Raw genomic sequence first — 25,018 nt, forward strand, 5'->3', positions numbered from 1 at the left:
ATTCGGAGTTCTACGCCGACTTCGGCCACTATGACGTGAAGCTGACCGTGCCCGGGAATACACGGTGGGCGCCACGGGCGAGCTGCAAGGCGCGCCGCAGGAAAAGGACGGCATGCTCACGCATCACTATGTGCAGGGCGACGTGCACGATTTCGCCTGGACAGCCGACAAGCGCAGCGCGCCGCCATTGACGGGCAGCTGGAGCGGTCCTGGCAGCCCTCCCGTGGCCATCCGGGTACTGTACCCGCCCGAGTACGCATCGAACACGGCGCCGGCGCTGCAGGCCGCCAAGGATGCGCTCACCTATTTCTCGCGCACCCTGGGCCCGTATCCGTACAAGACCCTGACGGTGGTGATCCCGCCGTTCAATGCGGCCGAAGCGGGCGGCATGGAATACCCGACCTTCATCACCGCCTCGAGCTACGCCAGCCTGCAGCCGAAGACCCTCGCCGGATTCGGCCTCGATTTCGTCACCATCCACGAATTCGGCCACGGCTATTTCTACGGCATCCTGGCCTCGAACGAGTTCGAGGAACCCATCCTCGACGAAGGCTTGAACGAGTACTGGGACCAGCGCATGCTGCGCGCGCGCGGCCAGGACATCCACGCCACCACGCCCCTGCTCAAGCGCCTGGGCTTCGCTCCCGCCTTCAAGGTCTTCGAGGCCGAGCGCATGGCCGCGCCACGCCAGGATGCGGCCGACCCGCTGGGCCAGAATGCCTGGAACCGCCTGCAGGGCGTGGGGCCCGTGTACAGCCGCACGGCCGTCACCCTGCGCGACCTGGAAGCGCGCATCGGCAGCGAGGCCATGGAACGGGGCTTCAAGGCCTATTACGAACAGTGGAAATTCCGCCACCCCAGCGTGGCCGATCTGCGCGAAGCGCTGGCCGAAGCGACGGGCCAGCGCCGCATCGTGGAACAAGTCTTCGCGCAGCAAGTCCATGCCAGCGCGAATATCGACGACCGCATCGGCAGCTTCACCAGCGAAGAGCAGACGCCGCTGGCCGGCCTGGCGCTGGTGAACGGCAAGCGCGTGGAACGCACGCCCGAGGCGCTGGAAAAGGAAGAGGACAAGGTGCGCGCAGCGTGGGACGAGGCGCATCCGGACGCCAAGCCGGGCACGGGACCGTATCCCTATCTGACCAGCGTGGTGCTGCGCCGCCGCGGCGCGCCCGTGCCGCAGGTGCTGCAGGTGAAATTCGCCGACGGCAGCTCCGAACGCGTGGTGTGGGACAACGAGCAGCTGTGGCAGCGCTACACCTGGAGCAAGCCCGTGAAGGCCGTCTCTGCCGAACTCGATCCCGACCGCGTGCACTACCTCGACGTCAACAAGCTCGATGACGGCCGCACCCTGAAAGCCGACACGTCCGCCGCGCGGCGCTGGGGCCTCGATATCGCCGCCGCCTTCCAATACCTGCTTTCCCTGATCGCCATCGTATGAGCGCCACTTCCACGACACGGGCCAGCGGCCTGACCCTGACCATGCGCGCCAGCCGCGCCGCCCTGCAATGGCGCTTGCTGCTGCTATGGGCGGGCCTGCTGCTGATTCCCGCCATCGTTGCCGTCATTCCCATCTGGCGCACCCTGGGCGCCAGCCTCGATAACGCCGTGCATGCGGCGGCCCTGGCGCACAAGCTCGACCTGATGACCGTGGCCGACCTGGTGGCCAATGCGGGACGCAACGGGGCCGCCATCAGCCAGGCCGCCATCACGGGCATCGTGCTGGCCTTGCTGCTGTCGCCGCTGCTGAGCGGCCTGGTGGCGACGGCCGCGCGCGCCCCCGCGCCACTGAGCTTCGGCCCCCTGCTGACGGGCGCCTTCAGCGAATACGGCCGCATGCTGCGCATGCTGCTGTGGAGCATCGTGCCGCTGGGCGTGGCGCTGGCGATCGGTGCCGGCGCGCTGAAACTGGCCGGCAGGCACGCGGCGACAGCCATCCTCGAAGCGGACGCCGACCTAGCCCGCCACCTGGCCTTGCTGTTCACGGGCGTGCTGTTCCTGCTGGCCTGCGCCACGCTCGACGCGGGCCGCGCGGCGCTGGCCGTCGACCGGCGCCGCACGTCGGCCGTCAAGGCCTGGTGGCGGGGTCTCGGCATGCTGCGCCGGCGTCCGCTGGCCTGCCTGCCCATCTACTTCGTCATCACCGTGCTGGGACTGGGCCTGTATGCGCTGCTGGGCGTGGCCCGGCTGAACCTGGCCGGCCCCGGTCCGCTGGCCATCGCGGCCGGCTTGCTGGCGACGCAGCTGGCGGCGCTGGTGCTGGCGTGGATGCGCAGCGCGCGCCTGTTCGCGCTGATCGACGTGAAGCGCTCGCTCGCGTGATCAAGCCCCCAGGCGCCCTTCATCGGCGAGGAAGTCGATGAAGGTGCGCACCTTCGAGGACAGGTAGCGGCGGCTCGTGTAGACGGCGTACACCTTGCCGCCCGCCAGCTTGCAATCGTCGAAGAGGCGCACCAGCCGCCCCGCCGCCAGGTCCGCATCCGTTTGCCACGACGGCAGCAGGGCGATGCCCATGCCGTCGAGCGCGGCCGCGTGCAGCAAGCTTTCGTTATTACATTGCAGCACGGGCGTAAACTTTACCGTCTCGCGTCCCTGCGGCCCGTCGAAGGCCAGCTCATTGCCGTTCGCTAACAAGGAATAGCTGATCATGGCGTGCTGCGTGAGGTCTTGCGGCAGCTGCGGCCGGCCCGCGCGCGCCAGGTAGGCGGGCGCGGCCACCAGGTGGAAGGCGATGCTGCCGATGGGCCGCGCGATCAGGGCCGGCGACGGCGCCTGGCTCACGCGCAGGGCCAGGTCAAATCCCTCTTCCACCAGGTTGACCACGCGCCCGCTCAAATCGATGTCGAACGTCACTTCCGGGAAGCGCTCGCGGTAAGCCGCCAGGGTGCGCGTAAAGATGGCATTGGCGAACCAGACGGGGGCGCTCAGGCGCAGCATGCCGCGCGGCACCACCGTCGTGCGGCCCACGGTCGCTTCCACTTCGTCGAGGTTGTCGAGCATGTCGCGGCACTGTTCAAAATACACCTTGCCGATTTCCGTCAGGCTCAGGTGGCGGCTGCTGCGGTTCAGCAAGCGCGCGCCCAGGTGGCGTTCCAGGTGCATCACGTGCTTGCTGACCATGGCCGGCGACAGGTCCAGGCGCTCGCTGGCCCGCACGAAACTGTCCAGCTCCACCACGGCGCGAAACACGCGCATGCTGCGCAAGGTATCCATGGCTGCCCCATCATCAACAAAATGGAAATGATATATCAATAATTGCGATCTTGATCAACTGACCGCGCATGACTATCATCGACAGCATCAGCCATTCCCACCAGGAGCCGCCATGCAAGAGCACACCTTCCCCACGTATTTCCTGTCGCACGGCGGCGGCCCGTGGCCGTTCATGAAAGACCAGTTCGGCGGGCGCTACGACGTGCTCGAAGCATCGTTGCAGGATATCCCGCGCCAGATCGGCGCGCGCCCGAAAGCCGTGCTGGTCGTGACGGCGCACTGGGAAGGGCCGCAGTTTCTCGTCTCGGCCAGCCCCAAGCCGGGCATGATCTACGATTACTCGGGCTTTCCGCCGCACACCTATCAAATCCAGTACCCGGCGCCGGGCGCGCCGGAGCTGGCGGCGCAGGTAAAACAGTTGCTCGATGCGGCCGGCCACCCGGCGCGCCTCGACCACGAGCGCGGTTTCGACCATGGCACCTTCAGCGCCCTGTTCCCCATCTATCCGCAGGCGGACGTGCCGCTGGTGCAGCTGTCGCTCAAGCACGGCTACGACCCGCTGACGCACGTCGAGGTGGGCCGCGCGCTGGCCGGCCTGCGCCGGCAAGGCGTGCTGATCGTCGGCAGCGGCCTCAGCTACCACAACCTGCGCCAGTTCGGCCAGGCGGGCGCCGTCGCCTCGCACCAGTTCGACGCCTGGCTGCGCCAGACGATGGCCTTGCCGCCTGAACAAAGGCTGGAACAGCTGCTGGCCTGGGACCGGGCGCCGGCCGCGCGCCAGGCCCACCCGCAGGAAGACCATCTGCTGCCGCTGATGGTGGCGCTCGGCGCGGCCGAGCAGGAAGCGGCCCACGTGGCGTACCACGAGGAGGATTTCTTTGGCGCGCTGGCGGTGACCAGTTTCAGATTCGGATAATCGGATAGCGCATGAAAAAAGCGCCGCGACAGTGATGTCGCGGCGCTTTTTGCAAGCCGGGGTCAGACCCTCAACACCGCTAACGGCTGGTTCAGCGCCAACGTCACCGGGGGTCTGACCCCAGAATTTGCTTTGGGGTGAGTCAGCGGCCGTGAATTACGTGCCGCGCTTGCCCCGCGCCGCATTCTTTGCCTTTTCGGCCGCGATTTCCGCTGCCTTGGCCGCTTTTTCCGCCATCTCGGCCGCGTGCTGGGCCATCAGGGCCGCGCGCGTGTCCGGCGTTTCCAGCGAGATGCGTCCCAGGATGCCGCTGCGGTAGTCGAGCAGCAGGGTGTGCGACGCTTTCTCGAAATCGTAGTCGCCGCCCTTGATGCGGAAGCCGCGCTTGGCGGCGATGCCCTCGACCACGCCGATGGCGTCGACTTCACCGACCTTGGTGCCGTAGCGGGCCGCCAGCAAGTCCGGATAGCGCTTGAGCAATTCCTCGGCCAGGAACACGGCCACCTCTTCTTCGATCAGCGCGTTCGAGCCGATCGCGTGGCTGGCCGCCAGCATCAGGCCGTCGCTGGGGATGGCGATCTTCGGCCACAGCATGCCGGGCGTGTCGACGAGGATGGTGTTCTTGTCCAGGTACAGCTTTTGCTGCATTTTTGTGACGGCCGGCTCGTCGCCCACCTTGGCCACGCGTTTTTTCAGCAGCGCGTTCATCAGGGTCGACTTGCCCACGTTGGGGATGCCCATGATCATGATGCGCAGCGGTTTCGTCGGCACGCCGCGGTGCGGCGCCAGCGATTTCGCCAGTTCCGGGATGCGCGCCACGTCGCCCGGCTTCTTGGTCGTCATCGCATACGCGGTCACGCCTTCCTGGGCATTGAAGTACGCCACCCAGGCGGCGGTAGCCGCAGGGTCGGCCAGGTCGGTCTTGTTGAGGATTTTCAGGCAAGGGCGCTGGCGGAAAAGGCGCAGCTCGTCCACCATGGGATTGCAGCTGGCTGCCGGCAGGCGCGCGTCCACCACTTCAATCACCAGATCGGTGTTTTCCATGGTTTCGGCCGCTTTCTTGCGGGCCGCGTTCATGTGTCCTGGGTACCATTGTATCGCCATGCTCTTGCTTTCAAAATCGTTCGGTCAATCCGCTATTTTACGTGGTTGCCGCCGCGACGTCGCATTTTCCGCCGCCGGCGCCAGCCGTGCGACGCGAACGAGACAATTGGTGATAATTTAGCAGTTACACGAATGATAATATCCGCAGTCCGTCCAGCCTGGCCGGTTTCCCCATTGCAAGCACAACCTGGCACGCCTTCCATGCATCTTCCCCGTTTCCTCCTCCTCGCCCCCTTTGCGCCTGCCTGCTGCCCGCCATGGCCCAGGAACAGCCGGCGGGGCCAGGCGACGCAGCGAAGCAGGAAATGCAGCAGATTGTCGATGTGCAAGGCACGCGCGATCCCGACCTGCGCCCCTACCGCACCATGCTCAAGGGACTCGATGCGTATGCCGACCACCAGCGCCTGGCGCCGGGCGCGCCGCTGCGTTTCATGCTGATCCCCGCCACGCCGAAGGCCAGGCTCGATGGCGTGACCCTGCATTTGTCGGCCGACAACCTGTCCATCCCCGTGCCGCTGGCGGCGGACGGCGGCTTCACCTTGACGCGCGACAAGACCGCCTACGATGCGAATGCCGACCTGGTCAGCAACAAGAAGCGCGACACCCTGCGCTGGCGCGCCGACATCCACACGCCGGGCCTGCCCCAGAACGTGCGCCGCCTGGGCGACCTGCGTCTGGAATGCGAAATCCGCTGGGCCGTCGAGCAGGATGATCTGCCGTTTGTCCGGCGCAACCTGTTCCGCCTGGCCGGCGGGCCGTGCCACTCGTCGCTGATCCACGTGCCGTTTCCCGTGGCCCGCAAGCTGCTTGCCGTGCAGGCGCGCTCGGGCGAGCGCACGCTGGACATCCGCGTCACGGAAGACCGCCAGCGCTACGTGCCGCCGCTGCATGACGTGGGCTGGGACGACAATACCCTGCTGACCCTGACCTACGCCGACGACGAAAAAATGGCCGGCGCCGCCCCTGCGGCGCCGTTGAAGGCGGTGCAGCGCCAGTGATGCGCACCGGGCGAGCCAGGTCAAATATTTCCACAAGGATTTTTATATTTACTGAGAGTAATAAAAAAGTGTGCTCTAATATCGCCTCTTAAATGAAAAGCAATTATTTCCAGGCTGGCTAGCGCCAGGTGCAGGGAGATAGACGATGGGGATAGTGCGATATGATGAAGGAACACACTGGCAAGGCGCCCGAGCGCGTGCCGCGCAATGACTGGAAGAGGGAATGCCGGCAATTGCAGGGGCAAGTGGCGCAGCTGGAAGAGCGATTGAAACGCCAGAGCGCCGACAGCTATGGCTTGCAAATGCTGTATGACCAATTGGTCAATGAAATCAAGCACCACCGCGACATGCTGCAGCTCGACAGTTTTGATGCGGATAAATCATCGCTCGTCTACACGCAAGCCTGGCGCCGCTTCATGGCCGGCGACGCGCTCGACTACCAGACCCACCGCCACACGAACTCCGGCAGCCGTCCCACCTTGCTGTAGTGCGCTGCACCGTTACAGTTCCGCCAGCGCCTTCACGTGCGCCGCCACGCTGCGGCCCAAGGACGACAGGTTGTAGCCCCCTTCCAGGCAACTGACGATGCGGCCCTTGCCATACTGATGGGCCACGGCCATCATCTGCTGCGTCATCCACGTATAGTCGGCCTCCACCAGGCCCATGCCGCCCACGTCGTCTTCGCGGTGGGCGTCGAAACCGGCGGAAATGAAAATCATCTGCGGCTGCTGCCGGTGCAGCGCCGGCAGCCAGTGGTCGAGCACCAGCTGGCGCACGGCGTCGCCCTTCGAGCGGGCCGGCACGGGCACGTTGACGCGCGTGTCGGTATACGATTCCACGTCACTGTACGGATAGAACGGATGCTGAAAAAGCTCACCATCAGGATGCGCGGATCGTGCGCCACGGACTCGGCCGTGCCATTGCCATGGTGCACGTCGAAATCGACGATGGCGACGCGCTCGAGACCGCGCACGTCGAGCGCATGCTTGGCGGCGATAGCGATATTATTGAACAGGCAAAAACCCATGGGCTCGCTGGGCCGCGCATGGTGGCCGGGCGGGCGGATCGCGCAAAAGGCGTTGCTGATCTCGCCATCGATGACGGCATCCGTGGCGGCCACGGCCGAACCAGCGGCGGCCAGCGCCGCCTCGTAGCTGTGCGCGTTGAGCAGGGTGTCGCCGTCGAGCGGATAGTAGTCGCCCTCGGGCGGCACATTGTCGCGCACGAGGCCGATGGCCGTGGCGCTGTGGTTGCGCTCGATATCGGACAATTGCGCACGCGCGCCGTCGCGATGCTCGATCAGGTCGCTGATGTGCGCGAGGATCAATTGATCGTTGATGGCCTGCAAGCGGGCCGGCGATTCAGGGTGCCAGTCGCCCATTTCATGGCGCTGGCAATCGGGATGGGTATAAATGGCTGTGCTCATGCGCTGTACTGGTTACCTCTGTCTCTATCCATTCTCCGGGAACACCGCATGGCATTCCTGTCCGCCTTGCGCGTTCTCGCATAAAATCACTGGCTGGTCTGTGCCGCCCTTGCCGTCCTTGCTGCCTCTCTAATCTACCACGAGCGCGCAGGTGGCGGGCGGCGCCGTTTGACCTGGCCAAAGCGATTGTAAATTAAATAATCCGTCTTACTGTGATAGAAATAGCATGTTTTCGAAAATACACCAGGCCGCACAGCAGATCGGCGAAGTTCTCGTCGGCAAACACTTGCAGATCCGCCAGACCCTCGCCTGCGTGCTGGCCGGCGGCCACCTGCTGATCGAAGACGTGCCCGGCGTGGGCAAGACGACGCTGGCGCATGCGCTGGCCATCACGCTGGGCCTGCAATGGAAGCGCCAGCAATTCACCAGCGACCTGCTGCCCGCCGACGTGGCCGGCATGAGCGTGTATGACCGGGGCAGCGGCAGCTTCCTCTTTCATCCCGGCCCCCTGTTCACCCAGGTGCTGCTGGCCGACGAGATCAATCGCGCCACGCCGAAGACGCAATCGGGCTTGCTCGAAGCGATGGAAGAGCGGCAAGTGACGCTCGATGGCGTCACGCATGCGCTGCCGCAGCCGTTTTTCGTCATCGCCACGCAAAACTGCGCGCACCAGCTGGGCACCTTCCCCCTGCCCGAATCGCAGCTCGACCGTTTCCTCATGTGCGTCACCCTGGGCTACCCCGATGCGGCCGCCGAACGGGCGCTGCTGCTGGGCGCCGACCGCCGCGCCATGCTGCACACCTTGCCGGCCGTCATGAACGCGGAAGAATTGCTGCAGGCGCAAGCGGGCCTGCGCGCCATCCACGCCTCGGCCGCCGTCGTCGACTACGTGCTGGCCCTCGTGCACGCCACCCGCGCGCCGGGCGTGTTTGCCGATGGCCTGAGCCCGCGCGCCGCGCTGGCCCTGCTGCAGGCGGCGCGCGCCTGGGCCGCCCTGGCCGGACGCGACCACGTCACGCCCGACGACGTGCAAGCCGTGCTGCTGCCCGTCTGCGCCCACCGCCTGCATGCGGCGCAAGGATCCACGGATAGCCGCGCGCTGCTGCAGCACATGCTGTTGAGCATACCCGTCTGACCGGCATGCGCTGGCGCAATGTCTCTTGGCTGCCGCCGCGCCCTGGCTGGGCGCGCAGCGCGTGCACGTCCGCCCTTCGCGCGCGGGCCTGGCGTTTGCCGCCCTGCTGCTGGCGCTGTGGATCGCCGCCGTCAATTACCGCCTGGGCCTCGGTTATGCGCTCACATATTTCGCCGCCGCCTGCGCCATCGCCGACATGCTGTTTACCAGCCGCAACCTGGCGGGCCTGGCCTTGGCCGCCACGCCGGGCAGCCCCGTGTTCGCGGGCAGCCACGCCTCGTTCACCTTGCGCCTGATCAACCGCAGTACGCGCCCGCGCCATGCGATCCACCTGGCCATCAGCGATGCACCGGCAGCGCCCAGCCTGGCCGACATCGCCGCCCACGGGGAAACGGCCGTCGGCATCGTCGTGGAGGCGCCGCAACGCGGCTGGCTCACTGCTCCTCCCGTGCGCCTGTCCGGCAGTTTTCCGCTGGGCCTGTTTATTGCCTGGTGCCATTGGCAGCCGGATGCCCGCGTACTCGTGTATCCGCAGCCCGAGCACAACGCGCCGCCGCTGCCCTTGCCTGCCGGCACGGTGCGGCAGGCAAAGCAGACACGGCCGCCAGACTCGCCCGGCGGCGTCCTGGAGCTGGCCGGCGTGCGCGCCTACCAGCCCGGCGATCCCTTGCACCGCCTGGCCTGGCGCCAGATCGCCCGCCATGACGGTGAGCATGTCTTCAGCAAGCAATTCGAGCCTGCCGTCGACGCGCCCGCCGGCATGGCTCACGGCAGCATCCTGCTTGAGCACGCCGCCCTGCACGCGCTGGCGCCGGAAGCGCGTTTGTCGCGCCTGGCCGCCTGGGTGCTGCAGGCCGAACGCACGGGCTTGCCGTACGGCTTGCGCCTGGGCGCACTGACCGTGGCGCCGGGCCTGGGCGCCAGCCAGCGCGACGCCTGCCTGCGCGCGCTGGCCCTGCACGGCTTGCCACAGCATGAGGTCATGGCATGAGGCAATGGCTAGCAAACTTGCCGCGTGACAAGGCCGACATCGTGCTGCTGTTGCTGGCCGCCGCCATGGTGCTGGCGCCGCACGCGCTGCACCTGCCCCCGTGGCTGTCGGCGGCGGCCGCCGCCCTGCTGCTGTGGCGCGCCGCGATCACCGTGCGGGGTCGGCGCCAGCCGCCGCTGGCGATGCTCGCACCGCTGGCCCTGCTGGGCATCGCCGGCGTGTACGCCAGCTATGGCACCGTACTGGGACGCGATCCCGGCGTGGCTCTGCTGGCCTTGCTGCTGGCCTTGAAATCGCTGGAAATGCATGGCCGGCGCGACATCTTCGTCTTCGTCTTCCTCAGTTTCTTTTTGCTGCTGGCGAACTTCTTTCATGCGCAAGGCATCCTCAGCGCCGTCTGGATGCTGGCCACCGTCATCGTCCTGTTGGCCGCCCTGCTGTCGGCCCAGTACGGCGCCGTGCAGCCGCGCCTGGCGCAAAGGCTGGCCTTGCTGGGACGCATGCTGGCGCTGGCCATCCCCCTGTCGGCCCTGATGTTTCTTGCCCTGCCGCGCGTGGACGGCCCCTTGTGGGGCGCCGCATCGGACGGTGCGCAGGCGCGCACGGGCTTGTCCGACAGCATGCAGCCGGGTGCCATCGCCTCGCTGGCCCTGTCAAGCGCACCCGTTTTCACGGCGCGATTTTCCACACCGCTCCCGCCGCAAGACCAGCTGTATTGGCGCGGCGTGGTGCTGGGCGACTTCGACGGCGCCACCTGGACGCGCCGGGGTGCGAAAGGGCACGCGCCTGCCGGCGACAGCCGCATCGACATCGCGCTGGAAGGCCAGCCCAGCCAATATGAAGTGACCTTGCAGGCGAGCGGCCAGCGGCGCATCTTCGCGCTCGACGTGCCGCGCAGCATCGAACGCTTGCCCGGCAACCCGTATGTCGTCTCGTCCGCGCTGGAAGTGCTGACCATCCAGCCCATTACTTCGACCGTGCGTTATCGCGTCAGTTCCCAGCCGCGTTACCGGCTGCAGGCCGGCTTGCCGGCCGCGCAGCAACAGCCATGGCTGGCCTTGCCCGCTGGCAGCAATCCGCGCAGCGTGGCCTGGGCCCGCGCCCTGCGCGGCCATGGCGCGCAGGCGCTGGCGCCCGCCGATGCCGTCGCCGCCGTGCTCGAGCACTTCCGCCGCGCGCCCTTCCGCTACACCCTGCAGCCGCCGCTGCTGGGCAAGCATGGCGTCGACGACTTCCTGTTTGGCACGCAGGCGGGCTTTTGCGAACATTATGCGGGCAGCTTTGTCGTGCTGATGCGCGCCATGGGCATTCCCGCGCGCGTCGTCACCGGTTACCAGGGCGGCCTGCGCAACGGTACCGGCAACAGCCTGAGCGTGCGCCAGTCCGACGCCCATGCCTGGAGCGAAGTGTGGCTGGCGGGCCGGGGCTGGGTGCGCATCGATCCCACCGGCGCCGTCGCCCCCTGCGCACGGAGCGCAACCTCGACGCCGCCCTGCCGCCGCCCCCGTCGCCGCTGACGGCGTGGCGCGCCCTGGCCGGCCTCGACGGCGGCGCGCCAGGGCGCTCGCCGCGTGGCGCCAGCAATGGCAGCAAGCCGAGCACGCCTGGAGCAGCTGGGTGCTCGACACCACGCCGCAGCGCCAGCGCGCCATGCTCGATGGCTTGAGAAACTTGCCAGCGAACAAGCTGGCACTCGCTTGCGCCGTGCTGGCCCTGCTGTCCGCCGTGGCCGGCGCACTGGTCTGGTGGCGGCAGGCGCGGCAAGGCGATCCGCTCGACCGCCTGTACGCGCGGTTTTGCCGTCAGCAGGCGGGGCGCGGCTACAGCCGTGCGCCGCATGAAGGCCCGCACGGTTATGCTGCGCGCCTGGCCGCAGGCAAGGCCACACAAGAGGCGCACGCCGCCATCGCACAGTTTCTGGCAATCTATGCCGCGATGAAGTATGGTAATGCCAGCCCAGACGAACAACTCCGCGCGCGGCGCAGCTTGCGCCGCCTGTTAACCCAATGCCGATGAGACGCTCCTTGTTACCGATCAAAACCTCCGCCCTGTCCCTGCTCCTCTCCCTTCCACTGTGCCTGGCCACCGCGCACGCCGGCGAAAACAGCAACATTTCCGCCGCCGACCGCGCCCGTGCCGTGCGCGCGGCCAAGGCCCCGCCCGCCAAGGCGGCAGCCAAAAAGCACCGGCAAAATTCGACTTCGAAGGCGAATTCGTCGACTATGCCAACTGGAAAGAAGTCCGCGCCTTCCTCGATGAAATGTCCGCCAAGCATGGCTTTGACCGCGCCGGGCTCGATACCCTGATCGGCAAGGTGCGCTATGTCGAGTCGACCGTGCAGCTGATGAAACCGGCCCCGCCGGGCAAGCCGAAGAACTGGCAAGCGTACAGCGCCCGCTTCATCGAGCCGGTGCGCATCAATGCGGGCGTGAAATTCTGGGAAGAGAATGCGCAAGCGCTGGCGCGGGCCGAGCGCGAGTATGGCGTGCCGGCCGAGATCATCGTCGGCATCATCGGCGTGGAAACCGTGTACGGACGCAACACGGGCCGTTTCCGCGTGCTCGACGCGCTGACCACCCTGGCGTTTTCCTATCCGGAAAGCCCGAACCGCGCCGCGCGCATGGAATTTTTCAAGGGCGAACTGGAAAACGCGCTGCTGTATGCGCGCAAGGATGGCATCGATCCATTGACCCTGCTCGGCTCGTATGCGGGCGCCATCGGCTTGCCGCAATTCATGCCCAGCAGCATCATGAAATATGCGGTGGACTTCGATGGCGATAGTCACATCGACTTGCGCAATTCCACGGCCGACGCCATCGGCAGCGTCGCGCATTTCCTCGTCGAACACGGCTGGCGGCGCGATGATCCCGCCATCAGCACGTATCCCGTCACCGTCTCGGCCAGCCGCACTTGGGAAAAGTTCATCGGCCAGGGCTTGCAGGCCAAGTACCGGTTGGCGGAATTACAGGAGGCCGGCGTGAGTGCCGCCCCGTCCACGCCCCAGAACATGTTGTTCGGCCTGATCGATTTACAAAATGGTTCAGAAGCAACTGAGTATCACTTGGCAACCAATAACTTCTTTGCTATAACTCAGTACAACAGAAGTTATTTTTATGCCATGTCAGTGATCGACTTGGGCAGGGCCATCAGCCAAGTGCGCGCACGCTAACCGAAAGTCAGTGTAAAGTTATAATATTACTTGTAAGAAAGCGTAAGGGATGTTGAAGCGGCCAGCAAACAAGACTATGGTAGGGCCGATAACATGTGCCAGCCTCGCTCGCCAGCCTTTGTGCGGCACGGGATGCAGTAATGGTTTTATACTTAACTTTTGTCAAAGTACAATTTTTGTTCTATCATAGAGCATAATAAAGAATAAATAGGTGTTGCAACTAGACAACACCAATTCTGTACAAGGCAAGATTATCGGGCTTTCCAGCTTGAAATTGAATCCTGTTGTACAATTGTGTATATATCATGAAAAACTGTCTCCCGGATCGTACCGTGTGTGAATTCGTTCCTTTTAGTAAAGAATGAACATGAACGCAGCAAGAGCGAGCTCCGAGTGTTTTTTACTTTGCAGTGCAACTACAGAAGGAACAATAACATCATGACAAACCAAGTCGGCATTGATATGAACAGCGATTCGGACTCCGACGATCTGCTCCAGTACAACCCAAACAGACTGCTCGATACCCTGATCGAAAACCTGCGCCTGAAAAACGACGCAGCCTTGTCCCGCGCGCTGGAAGTGGCGCCACCGGTCATCAGCAAAATCCGCCATCACCGCCTGCCGGTCGGCGCATCGCTGCTGATCCGCATGCACGAAGTCAGCGATCTGAGCATCCGCGACCTGCGTTACCTGATGGGTGACCGTCGTAACAAATTCCGCATCAGCGACAAGCAATTCAAACCAAAAGAAGGCGAAACGCCACAAGGCTGATCCTGCCGGTTTCGCAGGTTTTCCCTCCCCGCCATGGGGAGGGGGTATTTCCAGCAGTTCTCAGGCCGTTCTGGCCGACCTCACTTCACATCCTTCGCCGTTACGCAGGAAAAACACCTGTGGACAGATATCTGTCGCCGCGGTCGCAGACGACGAACACGATGGTCGCGTTTTCCACCGTTTGCGAGATGCGCAGCGCGATTTCGCACGCGCCGGCCGCCGAGATGCCGCAGAACAAGCCCTCTTCCGCCGCCAGGCTGCGCGCCATGCGCTCGGCCACGCCCTGGCTCACGTATTCCACCTGGTCCACGCGCGACTTGTCGTAGATTTTCGGCAAGTACGCTTCCGGCCACTTGCGGATGCCGGGAATCTGCGAACCTTCCTCGGGCTGGGCGCCGATGATCTGGATGGCGGGATTCTGTTCTTTCAGGTAACGCGACACGCCCATGATGGTGCCCGTCGTGCCCATGGCGCTGACGAAATGCGTCACGCGGCCATGCGTATCGCGCCAGATTTCCGGTCCCGTGCTTTCATAGTGGGCGCGCGAATTGTCTTCGTTGGCGAACTGGTCAAGGATGACGCCGCGGCCATCCTTCTGCATCTGCTCGGCCAGGTCGCGCGCATATTCCATGCCGCCCGTCCTCGGCGTCAATAAAATGTCGGCGCCGTAGGCGGCCATGCTCTGGCGGCGCTCCACGCTCAGGTTGTCTGGCATCAAGAGCAGCATCTTGTAGCCGCGCAAGGCGGCGGCCATGGCCAGCGCGATGCCCGTATTGCCGCTGGTCGCCTCGATCAGCGTATCGCCCGGCTTGATGACGCCGCGCTCTTCCGCGCGCTTGAGCATGGACATGGCCGCGCGGTCCTTCACGGAGCCAGCCGGATTGTTGCCTTCCAGCTTGCCGAGGATGACGTTGTTGCGCGCAAGCGCATCGGCGCCCGGCAAGCGCGTCAGCTGCACCAGCGGGGTATTGCCTATCGTATCTTCAAGTGTCTTGTAAGCCATCGTGTCTGTTTGAGTGGATTCAACAAGGACCCATTCTAATATGAGATGCTGGACGGCGTATCGCTCATCGGCGGGGGCATCCGGGCCCGCGCGCGTGCGCGGCTGCGCCGCCACTGGCCGCATGGCGCTTGCCGCCCCGCCATTTCCGGGCGTGCGCAAGGGATATTGCGGCGGGCGGGCGCCGCATGCGCTAGACTCGTCACTGTTAGTTATTTTTGTTATTTGCTTATTCAGCCTCCGAACGGACCCGCCATGGCCAGCAGCACACCCGAATTCATTCCCGAAACGACGCAGGATGATCCCGTCCAGTTCGCCACGCTCGACTTGCAGGGCCGCAGCCACCAGATCTCGCCCGTCTTCAATGCGCTCGAACTGCAGCGCTTGCAGCGCTATGGCACGCTGCGGCGCTTCGCCGATGGCGAGACGCTGTTCGAGGCGGGCAGCAGCAGCTTCGGCATGCTGGTGATACTGTCCGGCCGGGTCAGCATCAAGCGCCACGAGGTGCTGGGGCAGGCGTCGCAGTTGCGCGAAGTGGGCGTCGGCCATTTCATTGCCGAGGTGGCGCAATTGTCCGGCCGCCCCACCCTCGTCAACGGCAGCGCCGTGGGGCCGGTGGAATTGCTCGACATCAGTTCGGAATCCTTGCGCGCGCTGATCGTCGCCGAAGCGGAGATGGGCGAACGCATCGTGCGCGCCCTGATCCTGCGCCGCGTGGCGCTGATCGAATCGAATTCGGGCGGCCCCGTGCTGGTGGGCCCGCGCGGCAATGGCAATCTGTTCCACCTGCAAAGTTTTCTGTCGAGCAATGGCCATCCGCACACGGTGCTCGATCCGGCCAGCGATGCGGCCGCCGCCGCGCTGGCCGGGCGCTACCAGCCCACGCCGCAGGAGTGGCCGCTGGTGGTCTGTCCGGACGGCAAGATCATGAAAAATCCCGGCAATGCGGAACTGGGACGCTGCCTGGGCATGCTGCCCGATTTATCCGGCGACAAACTCTTCGACGTGCTGGTGGTGGGCGCCGGTCCCGCCGGCCTGGCCACGGCCGTGTATGCGGCCTCGGAAGGCCTATCGGTTCTGGCGCTGGAACAGCGCGCGTACGGCGGCCAGGCGGGCGCCAGCGCGCGCATCGAAAATTACCTGGGTTTCCCCACCGGCATTTCCGGCCGGGCCTTGGCGGGGCGCGCCTATGTGCAGGCGCAAAAGTTCGGCGTCGAGATCGCCACCCCGGCCAGCGCCGCCAACCTGCTGTGCGACACCTGGCCCCTGCGCGTCAATCTGTGCGACGGCACGCAGGTGCGCGCCCGCACGGTGGTGCTGTCGTGCGGCGCGCGCTACCGCCGCCCCTCGCTGGCCAACCTGAAAACGTATGAGGGACGTGGCGTGTATTACTGGGCCTCGCCCATCGAAGCCAAGCTGTGCCGGCAGGAAGAGATCATCCTCGTCGGCGGCGGCAACTCGGCCGGCCAGGCCGCCGTGTTCCTCTCGGGCCACGCCGCCAAAGTCCACATGGTGATCCGCGGCGAGGGCCTGGCGGCCAGCATGTCGAGCTACCTGATCGAGCGCATCGCCGCCACGCCCAACATCACCCTGCATACGCATACGGAAATCATCGCCCTCGAAGGCGACGACGATGGCTTGACGGAGGTGCGCTGGCGCAACAACCAGACGGGGGAAGAATGCGATTGCGCCGTGCGCCGCGTGTTCCTGTTTGTCGGCGCCGATCCGAACACGGACTGGCTGCACGACTGCGCCGTCGCCGTCGACGAGCAGGGTTTCATCCGCACGGGCTTCGACGTCACGCGCGCCGAATGCCGCGCCCACGGCCACACCGCGCATTTACCCTACCCGCCACCGGGCTTGCCGGAGCGGGCCGCGCTGGAAACGAGCGTGCCGGGCGTGTTCGCCATCGGCGACGTGCGTGCCGGTTCCACCAAGCGCGTGGCCGCCGCCGTGGGCGAAGGCGCGGCGGTCGTTTCCCAGATCCACGGCTTTCTTGCGCGCCTGCCCGTCGGTTCCTGATCAGCGCAGCGGCATGGGATACGTGGCCACGCTGACGTTGCCGTCGCGATCGATGGCCTGGACGCCAAAGAAATAGTTGTCTTTCGACAGCTTGACCTTGGCCTCGGTGACCTTGCCCACGTCCTGCGCGCCCTGCCACTGGTCTGCCGTCGTGGCGCGCCAGACGATGCGGTAGCCGGCCAGGTCCGGTTCCGTGTTCGGCTGCCATACCAGTGCGGTGGCGTTTTCCAGCTGGGCCGTGCGCACCTGCACGCCGGCGGGCGCGGCCGGCGCCAGGGCCAGCGAAGCGAGCGCCGCCGCATTCACGCGCGCCACTTTCGCCACGTAGTCGTAGTCGACGAATTGCGGCAGGTCGCCATACTGCACGCCATTTTCCACGCGCACGTCCTGGTGCTGATGCGCAAAATCCTCGTGCGGTTCCGTGAAGCGCAGCGCCGCGTAGCCTTGCGCCAGGAACGGCATATGGTCGCCGCCGCGCAGGTAGCGGTCGGCGCGCTGGATGACGTTGACCTTGAAGCCGGGCACGTAGCGCTCGCCCACCTGTTTCACATGGCGCGCCAGCTGGCGCGAGATGGAATCGTTTTCGCCGCCCGTCGCCACCAGGGCGCGCACGCCGTCGCTCATCTCCTTCACGGCCGGGATGCCCTCGGCAAACAGGCGCACCTGGCCGCCATCGACGCTGCCGTCTTCCGCGCGCGAACTGCCGATGATGTCGTTGTTGAGCATGCCGGCGATGTTGAGCTTGTTCAACTTCGCCTGCTGCGCCCAGTGACCGGAACCGAGCAGCCCCTGTTCCTCGGCCGCCACGGCCATGAAGACGAGCGTGGCGTCGAACTGGTAGCGCGCCATCGCGCAAGCCATCTCGATCACGGCCGCCGTGCCGGACGCGTCGTCGTTGGCGCCGGGCGCGTCGCCCTGCGCATCCATCACGTCGGTGGCGCGCGAATCGTAATGGCCGCTGACGACATAGATGCGACCGGCCGACTGCGGCTGGCTGCCGGGCAGGGTCGCCACCACGTTGACGATTTCCGTCGGCCGCGCGATGCGTTTCGACACGGGCGCGACATGGCTGTCGAACGCTACCTGCAGCCGTCCGCCCGCCTGCGCGCCACAGCGCTCCAGCTCGGCCTTGATCCAGCGCCGGGCCGCGCCGATGCCGCGCGTGTCGGACATGGTATCGGACATGGTGTGGCGCGTCTGGAAACCGACCAGCTTGCGCACATGCGCCTCGATGCGCTGCGGCGAGATGTCGGCCACCACCTGCCGTATCTGCTGCTGTGCCGGTTCGGCGCCCGGCGCCGCCGCCACACTCGCCGACAGCATGGCTGCCGTCATTGCCGTCAAAATCCGTACCATGCCGCCGTCTCCCGATCATTAACAAGTGATCATTCTCGCATTTTTGACGGCAAGCAAGGATGTCCCAGGTCGCAAATCGTGCATTGTAGAAACTGCTACAATCGGCCACTCCCCGTCGCTCACGAAAGACACAGCATGCGCCAGACCGCCCTCCATCCCGCACGCCGCAGCCTGCGCGCGCTCCGCTGACGGTGCGCCGCATGCTCGTCAAATTGCTGTTGCTGGCCACCTTGTTTGCCGTGCTCAGCATCGCTGCCCTGTACAGCTACGGGCGCTTCGCCGAACGCTCGCTGGGCGCGCCGGGCACGGCCTTGCCCGTGGCGACGGATGCCACCCTGCTCGACCGCGTGCTGGCGCCGCAGCTGGCGCAACGCCCGGACCAGAGCGGCACGGCCCTGATCGACGACAATCTGGAAGCGTTCGCCCTGCGCGCACTGAGCGCGCGCGAAGCGGGCCGCAGCATCGACCTGCAGTACTACATCTGGCATAACGACGTCACGGGACGCCTGCTGGTGCGCGAACTGCTGCGCGCGGCCGACCGCGGCGTGCGCGTGCGCGTGTTGCTCGACGATATCAATGCGCGCGGCCAGGACGCCGCCATCCTCGCGCTCGACAGCCATCCGCTGATCGACGTGCGCATCTTCAATCCAAGTCGCAACCGCGACGGCATCTGGCTGCGCGCCGTGGAAATGGCACTGCGCGCCGTCAGCCTGAACCGGCGCATGCACAACAAGGCCTGGATCGTCGACGGCAGGGTCGCCCTCGTCGGCGGGCGCAATATCGGCGATGAATATTTTGACGCCGCCGAGCAAGTCAATTTCCAGGATGCCGACCTGTTGCTGGTGGGCCCCGCCGTCCAGCAGACGAGCGACATCTTCGACCGCTTCTGGAACAGCCGCGCCGTCCTCCCCATCGGCGCCTTGCACGCCGGCAAGGATGCAGGCGCGCCGGAACTGCAGGCTGTGCGCGCCCGCCTCGATGCCCTCACGGGCGAGCTGGGCGCCTCGCCGTATCTGCGCCAGCTGACCGATGCGGGCCAGTTGCAGGCGCACCTGGACGGACGCCTGCGCCTGCACTGGAGCGCGCAGGTGAAGGTATTGTCGGACCCGCCGGAAAAAGCCGCGCCCATGGCCAGTTTGCAGCGCAGCGAGCACTGGCTCATGCACAGCTTGCTGCCCCTGCTGACGGACGCGCGCGAAGAAGCGCTGCTGACCTCGCCCTATTTCGTGCCCGGCGCGGCGCTGACGCAGAGCCTGCGCGAAAAAGTCGCGGCCGGCGTCCAGGTCCAGGTGCTGACCAACTCGCTGGCCGCCACCGACGTGGCCCTCGTGCATGCGGGCTATGCGCGCTACCGCCAGGCGCTGCTCGATGGCGGCGTCGCCCTGTTTGAATTGAAGACCCAGCACCGCAAGCGCATCAGCCTGATGGGGTCGAGCCGCGCCAGCCTGCATACCAAGGCCGTGGTGGTCGATGGCCAGCGGGGCTTCGTCGGCTCCTTCAACCTCGATCCCCGCTCGGCCCAGCTGAACACGGAAATGGGCGTGCTGTTCGACGATGCCGCGCTGGCGGCCGACATGCGCGCGCTATTCCTGCACTCGACGGCGAGCGACACCAGCTATCGATTGTTCCTCGACAACGGCGCCCTGCGCTGGGCCGACGCCACCGAGCAGCCCGCCAAAGTGTGGACACAGGACCCTGAAACGGGCTTCTGGCGCCGCCTGCTGATATCCGTGATGCGCTGGCTGCCGATCGAGTCGCAGCTGTAGAGGCGCATGGCATATAAAAACGTTAATCCTGACAAGGTTGCCACTTAAAAATATTTGTTGTTTTCGAGACATGTTAGATGCCGTTTTGCCAAACGCTGCTATAATCGCATCAATGGCGTCAACGAGACGCCGCCGCTGTCCCTGAAGTACCCTTCTCGCCCCTTCCGCGATTGAATCCAACGTTGGCCAAAAGCTCGCCGACAGACTGCAACACGACCCTGTCCCTTTTGGAGCTGTATATGCGTAAAACATCTACCCTGCTGGCGCTGGCCGCCGCCCTGTGCGTCACTGCCGCCCAGGCCGCCACGACCAACCTGGTCAAGAATGGCGATTTTGAACTGACCAGTAACGGCACCTCGAAACAATTGAACGAAGGCACATACGCCCGCGACGACCGCACCTACCTGAGCGACTGGTCCAGCAAGGGCTATAACTTCGTCTTGAACGGCAACAACATCGACGACACCAACGCCGCGACGGCGCTGGCCCTGTGGGGACCGAACTCCTACAGCGGCCGCGGCCCGCAAAACGGCCTGGGCGTCAGCCCCACGGGCGGCAATGTGCTGGCCGCCGACTGGGATTATTTTCCTGGCCCCGTCACGCAGCAGGTGAGCGGCCTGGTGGCCGGCCAGGCCTACGTCCTGAGCTTTTCGTACGGCGCTGGCCAGCAAGTGGGTTTCCGCGGCGATAATCCCATCAATTACTGGGACGTTGCGCTCGGCAGCAGCAAACAGCAAACGGCATCCCTGGCCAATGTCAGCCAGGGGTTCACGGGCTGGCACCAGGCCAGCATGACCTTCACGGCCACGAACAGCAGCGAATTGCTGTCGTTCATGGCCAAGGGCAGCCCGACGGGCGCGCCGCCGTTCATGCTGCTCGATGGCGTGTCGCTGGTCTCGGCCGTGCCGGAACCGTCGACCTGGGGCATGCTGATCGGCGGCCTGGGCTTGCTGGCTTTCATGACGCGCCGCCGCAAGACGGCCCGTGCGGCCTGAGACAGCGACACTTTGCCATTGTTTGACGGAATCAAATGAGCCTGCTGACCACCTTGCCTGGCATCGTCGTCGATGTACTGCGCCTGAGCCTGTGGCTGGTGCTGCTGGCCGCGCTCTTCGTGCCGCTCGAGCGCTTCTTTGGCCAACCCCGTGCGGGGCGTTCCCGCACGGAACTGTTCAGCGACCTGGGTTTTTATTTCATCAGCAGCCTGCTGCCGGCCGCCTTGCTGGCCGTGCCGCTGGCCCTGGCCGCCGTCGCTGGCCAGCGCTGGCTGCCAGACGCCATTCCCGCCACCTTGTCTATCCTGCCCCTGTGGGGCAAGCTCGTGCTGGGCTTGCTGATTGGCGAAGTCGGCACTTACTGGGGGCATAGGCTCAGCCATGAAATTCCATGGCTGTGGCGCTACCACGCCGTACACCACAGCACGGAACAGCTGTATTTCCTCGCCAATACCCGCACCCATCCCGTCGACATGGTCGTCACGCGCCTGTTCGGCCTGACACCCCTGTATCTGCTGGGCCTGGCCAGCCCCGGTGCGGCAGGCAGCGCCGCACCCGTGCTGCTGTTGCTGATCGGTACCGTCTGGGGCTTCTTCATCCACGCCAACCTGCGCTGGCGCTTCGGCCCGCTGGAATGGCTGGTAGCCACGCCCGCCTTCCACCACTGGCATCACAGCAAATTCGAGCACATCAACCGCAACTACGCCTCGACCCTGCCCCTGCTGGACCGGCTGTTCGGCACATATCACCTGCCGCGCGCCTGGCCGGCCGCCTGCGGCATCGAGGCTCCCATGCCAAAGACGCTGGCGGGGCAACTGGCTGCGCCATTCCGGCACACCGGCAAGCAAGAAGTCCAGGCTGCAGAATAAAAAAACCCCGCGCGGCCGGTACCACGCGGGGGTTTCTTTCGTGCTGCGCGGCACCACCACGCAACACGCCTTACAGCAACACGCTTACTTTTTCTCTGCTTCTGCCTTCTTCGCCTCGGCGGCAGCCAGTTTCGCTTCTTTCTTCGCGGCAGCGGCAGCAGCCTTCGCTTCTTTCTTGGCAGCGGCAGCTTCCTTCTTCGCTTCGGCGGCCGTCTTCACTGGCGCGGCGCCATCGGCGGCGGCAGGCGCGGCGGCGGGCACCACCTTGCCCGCGGCGGCTTCTTTCTTGGCGGCAGCGGCGGCAGCGGCGGCAGCGGCGGCAGCCTTGGCTTCTTTCTTCGCGGCAGCAGCTTCTTTTTCGCTTCAGCGGCTGTCTTGGCTGGCGCCGCAGCGGTGTCGGTCGCAGCAGCTGGCTTCGGTGCGGCTTCTTTCGCTGCAACTTCCTTCACAGCAGCCTCCTTTTTTGCCGGGGCAGCTTTCGCCGCCGGAGCGGGCGCCGCCGGCGCGCCGGACTTGGCCTGGCCATTCACTTGCAAGCCCGCTTCCGACAACTTCACGGAACTTTTCGGGCCGATGCCCTTCACGCGGCTTTCGAAATCGGCCCAATCCTTGAAGGCGCCGCCCTTGGCGCGCTCGTCGATGATGGCTTTCGACGTCACGGGGCCGATGCCCTTGACGCTGTCGAGTGCCGCCTGGTCCGCCTTGTTGACATCGACCTGGGCAAAGGCAAAGCCCATCGTCGCAATCAAGGTGGCGATGGCCAGCAGTATTTTTTTGAACATGGGTATCTCTCCGTGGTGTGGTTTCAAGATGACTCGAACGCAAGGGAAGAGCAGCGCCTTAACGGCTTTAACGGCTGTGGCGTGATACGGTTGACAAGACGGGACGGCGGAAGGAGGGAAAACCTGCGCCAGATCAAACGGCCTGGCGCAGGTGATACAACATAGTTACTGCGGGAACAGCTCGTCGCGGGTGACGGTGGCCGTGCCCAGCTTGCCGACGACGATGCCGCCGGCCCGGTTGGCCGTGCGCACGGCCTCGCCCAGGCCCATGCCGGCGCCCAGCATGGCCGCCATGGTGGCGATCACCGTGTCGCCGGCGCCCGAGACGTCGAACACTTCGCGCGCATCGGTGGGCATGTGCAGCACCTCGTCGGCCGTGTACAAGCTCATGCCTTCTTCGGAACGGGTCAGCAGCAAGGCGTCCAGGCCCAGCTGCGCGCGCATCTGCTGCGCGCGTTCCGTGAGCTGCTCTTCCGTGCTCCAGTTGCCGATCACGCGGCGCAGTTCCGATTTATTCGGAGTAAGCACTGACGCTCCCGTATAGCGGCTGAAATCATCGCCTTTCGGGTCGACCATGACGATCTTGCCGGCCGCCCGGGCCGCCTTGATCATCTCGGCCACGTTCACCAGGCTGCCCTTGGCGTAGTCCGACAGGATCACCACGTCGTAGTGCGGCAAGAGGGCATTGAATTGCTTGAGCTTGTCGCGCAGCACCGTATCGCTGGGCGCATCCTCGAAGTCGATGCGCAGCATCTGCTGCTGGCGGCCGATCACGCGCAGCTTGATGATGGTGGAAATGGCCGCATCGCGCTGCAGATAGCTGTGGATGCCGCCCCCTCGAGCAGGCGCTCGACCTGGCTGCCGGCCTCGTCGTCGCCCACCACGCCCAGCAAGCTCGTCTTCGCTCCCAGCGCGGCCGCGTTGCGCGCCACGTTGGCCGCGCCGCCCAGGCGCTCTTCGCGCTTCTCGATGCGCACGATGGGCACGGGCGCTTCCGGCGAAATACGACTGACGTCGCCGAACCAATAGCGGTCCAGCATCACATCGCCCACCACCAGCAGGCGTACCTGGGCCAGCGCGGCCGGCGCCGTCAAGGCGACCACCTCCTGGGCGCTCATGCGCGCGTCAGGATCGAGCGACCGATCCCGTGGTATTCGATGCCATTCTCGGCCATGACGGCCGGCTCGAACAGGTTGCGCCCGTCAAAGATCACGGCCTGCTTCAGGCGCGCCTTGACCTGCTCGAAGTCGGGGCTGCGGAAGGCTTTCCACTCGGTCACGATGACCAGCGCATCGGCGTCCTGCAGCGCATCCTTCGGGCTGTCGGCAAAGCGCACCCTGGCCAATTGCGCCGGCGTCAAATCGAGCTGCAGCACGCGGCGCGCCTCGGCCATGGCGACGGGGTCGTACACGGCCACGCTGGCGCCGCGTCCCAGCAGGTCGGCCAGCAGCACGCGGGCCGACGCTTCGCGCATGTCGTCCGTATTCGGCTTGAAGGCCAGGCCCCACACGGCGAAATGCCGGCCCGTCAAGTCTTCGCCGAAGCGAGTGACCACTTTGCGTCCCAGCACCTGCTTCTGCTGGTCGTTGACGGCTTCGACGGCGCGCAGGATCAGCAATTCCTGGCCGTGGCCGCGCGCCGTGCGCTCGAGCGCCTGCACGTCTTTCGGGAAGCAGGAACCGCCATAGCCGCAACCGGCGTACAGGAAGCTGTAGCCGATGCGCGGGTCGGAACCGATGCCGTGGCGCACGGCCTCGATATCGACGCCCACCTTGTCGGCCAGGTTCGCCAGCTCATTCATGAAGGAGATGCGCGTGGCCAGCATGGCATTCGCCGCATATTTCGTGAATTCGGCCGAGCGCACATCCATCCAGTAGGTGCGCTCGTGGTTGCGGTTGAACGGCGCGTACAGGCTTTTCAGCAATTCGCGCGCGCGCTCGCCGTCCGGCGTGGCGTCGACGCCGATGACGATGCGGTCCGGACGCATGAAGTCTTCGACGGCCGCGCCTTCCTTGAGGAATTCCGGGTTCGACGCCACCGAGAACGTGGCGGCCACGCCGCGCGCGTCGAGTTCGCCCTGGATGGCGGCGCGCACTTTTTCGGCCGTGCCGACGGGCACGGTCGACTTGTCGACGATGACCTTGAAGTCCGTCATGTACTTGCCGATGCCGCGCGCGGCCGCCAGCACGTATTGCAGGTCGGCCGAGCCGTCTTCATCGGGCGGCGTGCCGACGGCGATGAATTGCATCGCGCCGTGCGCGGCGGCGGCCTCGACGTCGGTGGAAAAGGTCATGCGCCCGGCGGCGCGGTTGCGCGCCACGACTTCTTCCAGGCCAGGTTCATGGATGGGGATGCCGCCACTGTTGAGCAAGGCGACCTTCTGTGCGTCCAGGTCGAGGCAAAAGACGTCGTTGCCCAGTTCCGCCAGGCAGGCGCCGGTCACGAGGCCAACATAGCCGGTGCCGATAATAGTGATTTTCATGGATGTACCGTATGGATAAAAAG

Annotated in this window: 21 protein-coding genes and 3 pseudogenes; 15 read left to right on the forward strand and 9 right to left on the reverse strand. The window is 65.5% G+C overall.

What is annotated here, in order from left to right; genetic code table 11:
• Window positions 1–64 precede the first annotated feature (64 nt).
• Both ACRHIG_RS26960 and ACRHIG_RS26965 read left to right on the forward strand, forming a co-directional pair.
• Entirely contained in the window at window positions 65–1,441 is a 1,377-nt protein-coding gene (locus tag ACRHIG_RS26960) for a M1 family aminopeptidase (protein WP_489628498.1), read from the forward strand.
• On the forward strand, window positions 1,438–2,322 hold the full coding sequence (locus ACRHIG_RS26965) for a hypothetical protein (RefSeq protein ID WP_489628499.1): 885 nt from the start codon (window positions 1,438–1,440) through the stop codon (window positions 2,320–2,322). The genes ACRHIG_RS26960 and ACRHIG_RS26965 overlap by 4 nt, the downstream gene beginning before the upstream one ends.
• Here ACRHIG_RS26965 and ACRHIG_RS26970 read toward each other — a convergent pair whose 3' ends face one another.
• A complete protein-coding gene (locus ACRHIG_RS26970; protein ID WP_489628500.1) occupies window positions 2,323–3,213 on the reverse strand; it encodes a LysR family transcriptional regulator in 891 nt (296 codons plus the stop codon). It lies immediately after the preceding gene.
• 112 nt (window positions 3,214–3,325) lie between these two features.
• On the opposite strand from ACRHIG_RS26970, the gene ACRHIG_RS26975 reads away from it, so the two are divergent.
• A complete protein-coding gene (locus tag ACRHIG_RS26975; RefSeq protein WP_489628501.1) occupies window positions 3,326–4,129 on the forward strand; it encodes a DODA-type extradiol aromatic ring-opening family dioxygenase in 804 nt (267 codons plus the stop codon).
• 156 nt (window positions 4,130–4,285) lie between these two features.
• Here ACRHIG_RS26975 and ylqF read toward each other — a convergent pair whose 3' ends face one another.
• Window positions 4,286–5,233, reverse strand: coding sequence for a ribosome biogenesis GTPase YlqF (ylqF, locus tag ACRHIG_RS26980; protein ID WP_489628502.1), 948 nt, complete (start codon window positions 5,231–5,233; stop codon window positions 4,286–4,288).
• A gap of 257 nt (window positions 5,234–5,490) precedes the next feature.
• Between ylqF and ACRHIG_RS26985 the strand changes: the two genes are divergently transcribed.
• Window positions 5,491–6,231, forward strand: a complete 741-nt coding sequence (locus tag ACRHIG_RS26985) for a hypothetical protein (RefSeq protein WP_489628503.1) — start codon at window positions 5,491–5,493, stop codon at window positions 6,229–6,231.
• Window positions 6,232–6,395: 164 nt separating this feature from the next.
• Entirely contained in the window at window positions 6,396–6,719 is a 324-nt protein-coding gene (locus tag ACRHIG_RS26990; RefSeq protein WP_489628504.1) for a hypothetical protein, read from the forward strand.
• A gap of 12 nt (window positions 6,720–6,731) precedes the next feature.
• Here the strand turns inward: ACRHIG_RS26990 and ACRHIG_RS26995 are convergent.
• Window positions 6,732–7,657: pseudogene (locus ACRHIG_RS26995) on the reverse strand (histone deacetylase family protein).
• 226 nt (window positions 7,658–7,883) lie between these two features.
• Between ACRHIG_RS26995 and ACRHIG_RS27000 the strand changes: the two are divergent.
• The 6 genes and pseudogenes from ACRHIG_RS27000 to ACRHIG_RS27025 all read left to right on the forward strand — a co-directional run bounded on the left by ACRHIG_RS27000 (window position 7,884) and on the right by ACRHIG_RS27025 (window position 13,723).
• On the forward strand, window positions 7,884–8,792 hold the full coding sequence (locus ACRHIG_RS27000; protein WP_489628505.1) for an AAA family ATPase: 909 nt from the start codon (window positions 7,884–7,886) through the stop codon (window positions 8,790–8,792).
• A 25-nt stretch (window positions 8,793–8,817) separates the two neighbouring features.
• Entirely contained in the window at window positions 8,818–9,783 is a 966-nt protein-coding gene (locus tag ACRHIG_RS27005; RefSeq protein WP_489628506.1) for a DUF58 domain-containing protein, read from the forward strand.
• A 17-nt stretch (window positions 9,784–9,800) separates the two neighbouring features.
• Entirely contained in the window at window positions 9,801–11,300 is a 1,500-nt protein-coding gene (locus ACRHIG_RS27010) for a transglutaminase TgpA family protein (RefSeq protein WP_489628507.1), read from the forward strand.
• 4 nt (window positions 11,301–11,304) lie between these two features.
• Entirely contained in the window at window positions 11,305–11,799 is a 495-nt protein-coding gene (locus tag ACRHIG_RS27015) for a DUF4129 domain-containing protein (protein WP_489628508.1), read from the forward strand.
• Window positions 11,796–12,952: pseudogene (mltB, locus tag ACRHIG_RS27020) on the forward strand (lytic murein transglycosylase B). Before ACRHIG_RS27015 ends, mltB begins: the two are co-directional and overlap by 4 nt.
• A 438-nt stretch (window positions 12,953–13,390) precedes the next feature.
• Window positions 13,391–13,723: a hypothetical protein gene (locus ACRHIG_RS27025; RefSeq protein WP_034751784.1), complete on the forward strand. Its 333-nt coding sequence runs from the start codon at window positions 13,391–13,393 to the stop codon at window positions 13,721–13,723.
• A 100-nt stretch (window positions 13,724–13,823) separates the two neighbouring features.
• Here ACRHIG_RS27025 and cysM read toward each other — a convergent pair whose 3' ends face one another.
• The gene (cysM, locus tag ACRHIG_RS27030; protein WP_475415698.1) at window positions 13,824–14,726 is read right to left on the reverse strand and encodes a cysteine synthase CysM; all 903 of its coding nucleotides are present in this window, start codon (window positions 14,724–14,726) and stop codon (window positions 13,824–13,826) included.
• Between the two features lie 252 nt (window positions 14,727–14,978).
• On the opposite strand from cysM, the gene ACRHIG_RS27035 reads away from it, so the two are divergent.
• Entirely contained in the window at window positions 14,979–16,745 is a 1,767-nt protein-coding gene (locus ACRHIG_RS27035; protein WP_489628509.1) for an FAD-dependent oxidoreductase, read from the forward strand.
• On the opposite strand, the gene ACRHIG_RS27040 is transcribed toward ACRHIG_RS27035, so the two are convergent.
• Complete coding sequence (locus tag ACRHIG_RS27040) at window positions 16,746–18,068, reverse strand: M20/M25/M40 family metallo-hydrolase (RefSeq protein ID WP_489628510.1); 1,323 nt, start codon at window positions 18,066–18,068, stop codon at window positions 16,746–16,748. It abuts the gene before it with no gap.
• A 233-nt stretch (window positions 18,069–18,301) separates the two neighbouring features.
• Between ACRHIG_RS27040 and ACRHIG_RS27045 the strand changes: the two genes are divergently transcribed.
• The 3 genes from ACRHIG_RS27045 to ACRHIG_RS27055 all read left to right on the forward strand — a co-directional run bounded on the left by ACRHIG_RS27045 (window position 18,302) and on the right by ACRHIG_RS27055 (window position 21,731).
• Complete coding sequence (locus ACRHIG_RS27045) at window positions 18,302–19,867, forward strand: phospholipase D family protein (protein ID WP_489628511.1); 1,566 nt, start codon at window positions 18,302–18,304, stop codon at window positions 19,865–19,867.
• Between the two features lie 239 nt (window positions 19,868–20,106).
• Entirely contained in the window at window positions 20,107–20,862 is a 756-nt protein-coding gene (locus tag ACRHIG_RS27050) for a PEP-CTERM sorting domain-containing protein (RefSeq protein WP_475415702.1), read from the forward strand.
• A 35-nt stretch (window positions 20,863–20,897) separates the two neighbouring features.
• Window positions 20,898–21,731, forward strand: a complete 834-nt coding sequence (locus tag ACRHIG_RS27055; RefSeq protein WP_475415703.1) for a sterol desaturase family protein — start codon at window positions 20,898–20,900, stop codon at window positions 21,729–21,731.
• Window positions 21,732–21,815: 84 nt separating this feature from the next.
• On the opposite strand, the gene ACRHIG_RS27060 is transcribed toward ACRHIG_RS27055, so the two are convergent.
• The 4 genes and pseudogenes from ACRHIG_RS27060 to ACRHIG_RS27075 all read right to left on the reverse strand — a co-directional run bounded on the left by ACRHIG_RS27060 (window position 21,816) and on the right by ACRHIG_RS27075 (window position 24,995).
• Window positions 21,816–21,950, reverse strand: a complete 135-nt coding sequence (locus tag ACRHIG_RS27060; RefSeq protein ID WP_489628512.1) for a hypothetical protein — start codon at window positions 21,948–21,950, stop codon at window positions 21,816–21,818.
• On the reverse strand, window positions 21,947–22,513 hold the full coding sequence (locus ACRHIG_RS27065; RefSeq protein ID WP_489628513.1) for a ComEA family DNA-binding protein: 567 nt from the start codon (window positions 22,511–22,513) through the stop codon (window positions 21,947–21,949). Before ACRHIG_RS27065 ends, ACRHIG_RS27060 begins: the two co-directional genes overlap by 4 nt.
• 165 nt (window positions 22,514–22,678) lie before the next feature.
• Window positions 22,679–23,631 (reverse strand): annotated as a pseudogene (rfaE1, locus tag ACRHIG_RS27070) (D-glycero-beta-D-manno-heptose-7-phosphate kinase).
• On the reverse strand, window positions 23,628–24,995 hold the full coding sequence (locus ACRHIG_RS27075; protein WP_475415706.1) for a UDP-glucose dehydrogenase family protein: 1,368 nt from the start codon (window positions 24,993–24,995) through the stop codon (window positions 23,628–23,630). Before ACRHIG_RS27075 ends, rfaE1 begins: the two are co-directional and overlap by 4 nt.
• Window positions 24,996–25,018 lie beyond the last annotated feature (23 nt).

This window comes from Janthinobacterium sp. C22, assembly GCF_057919405.1.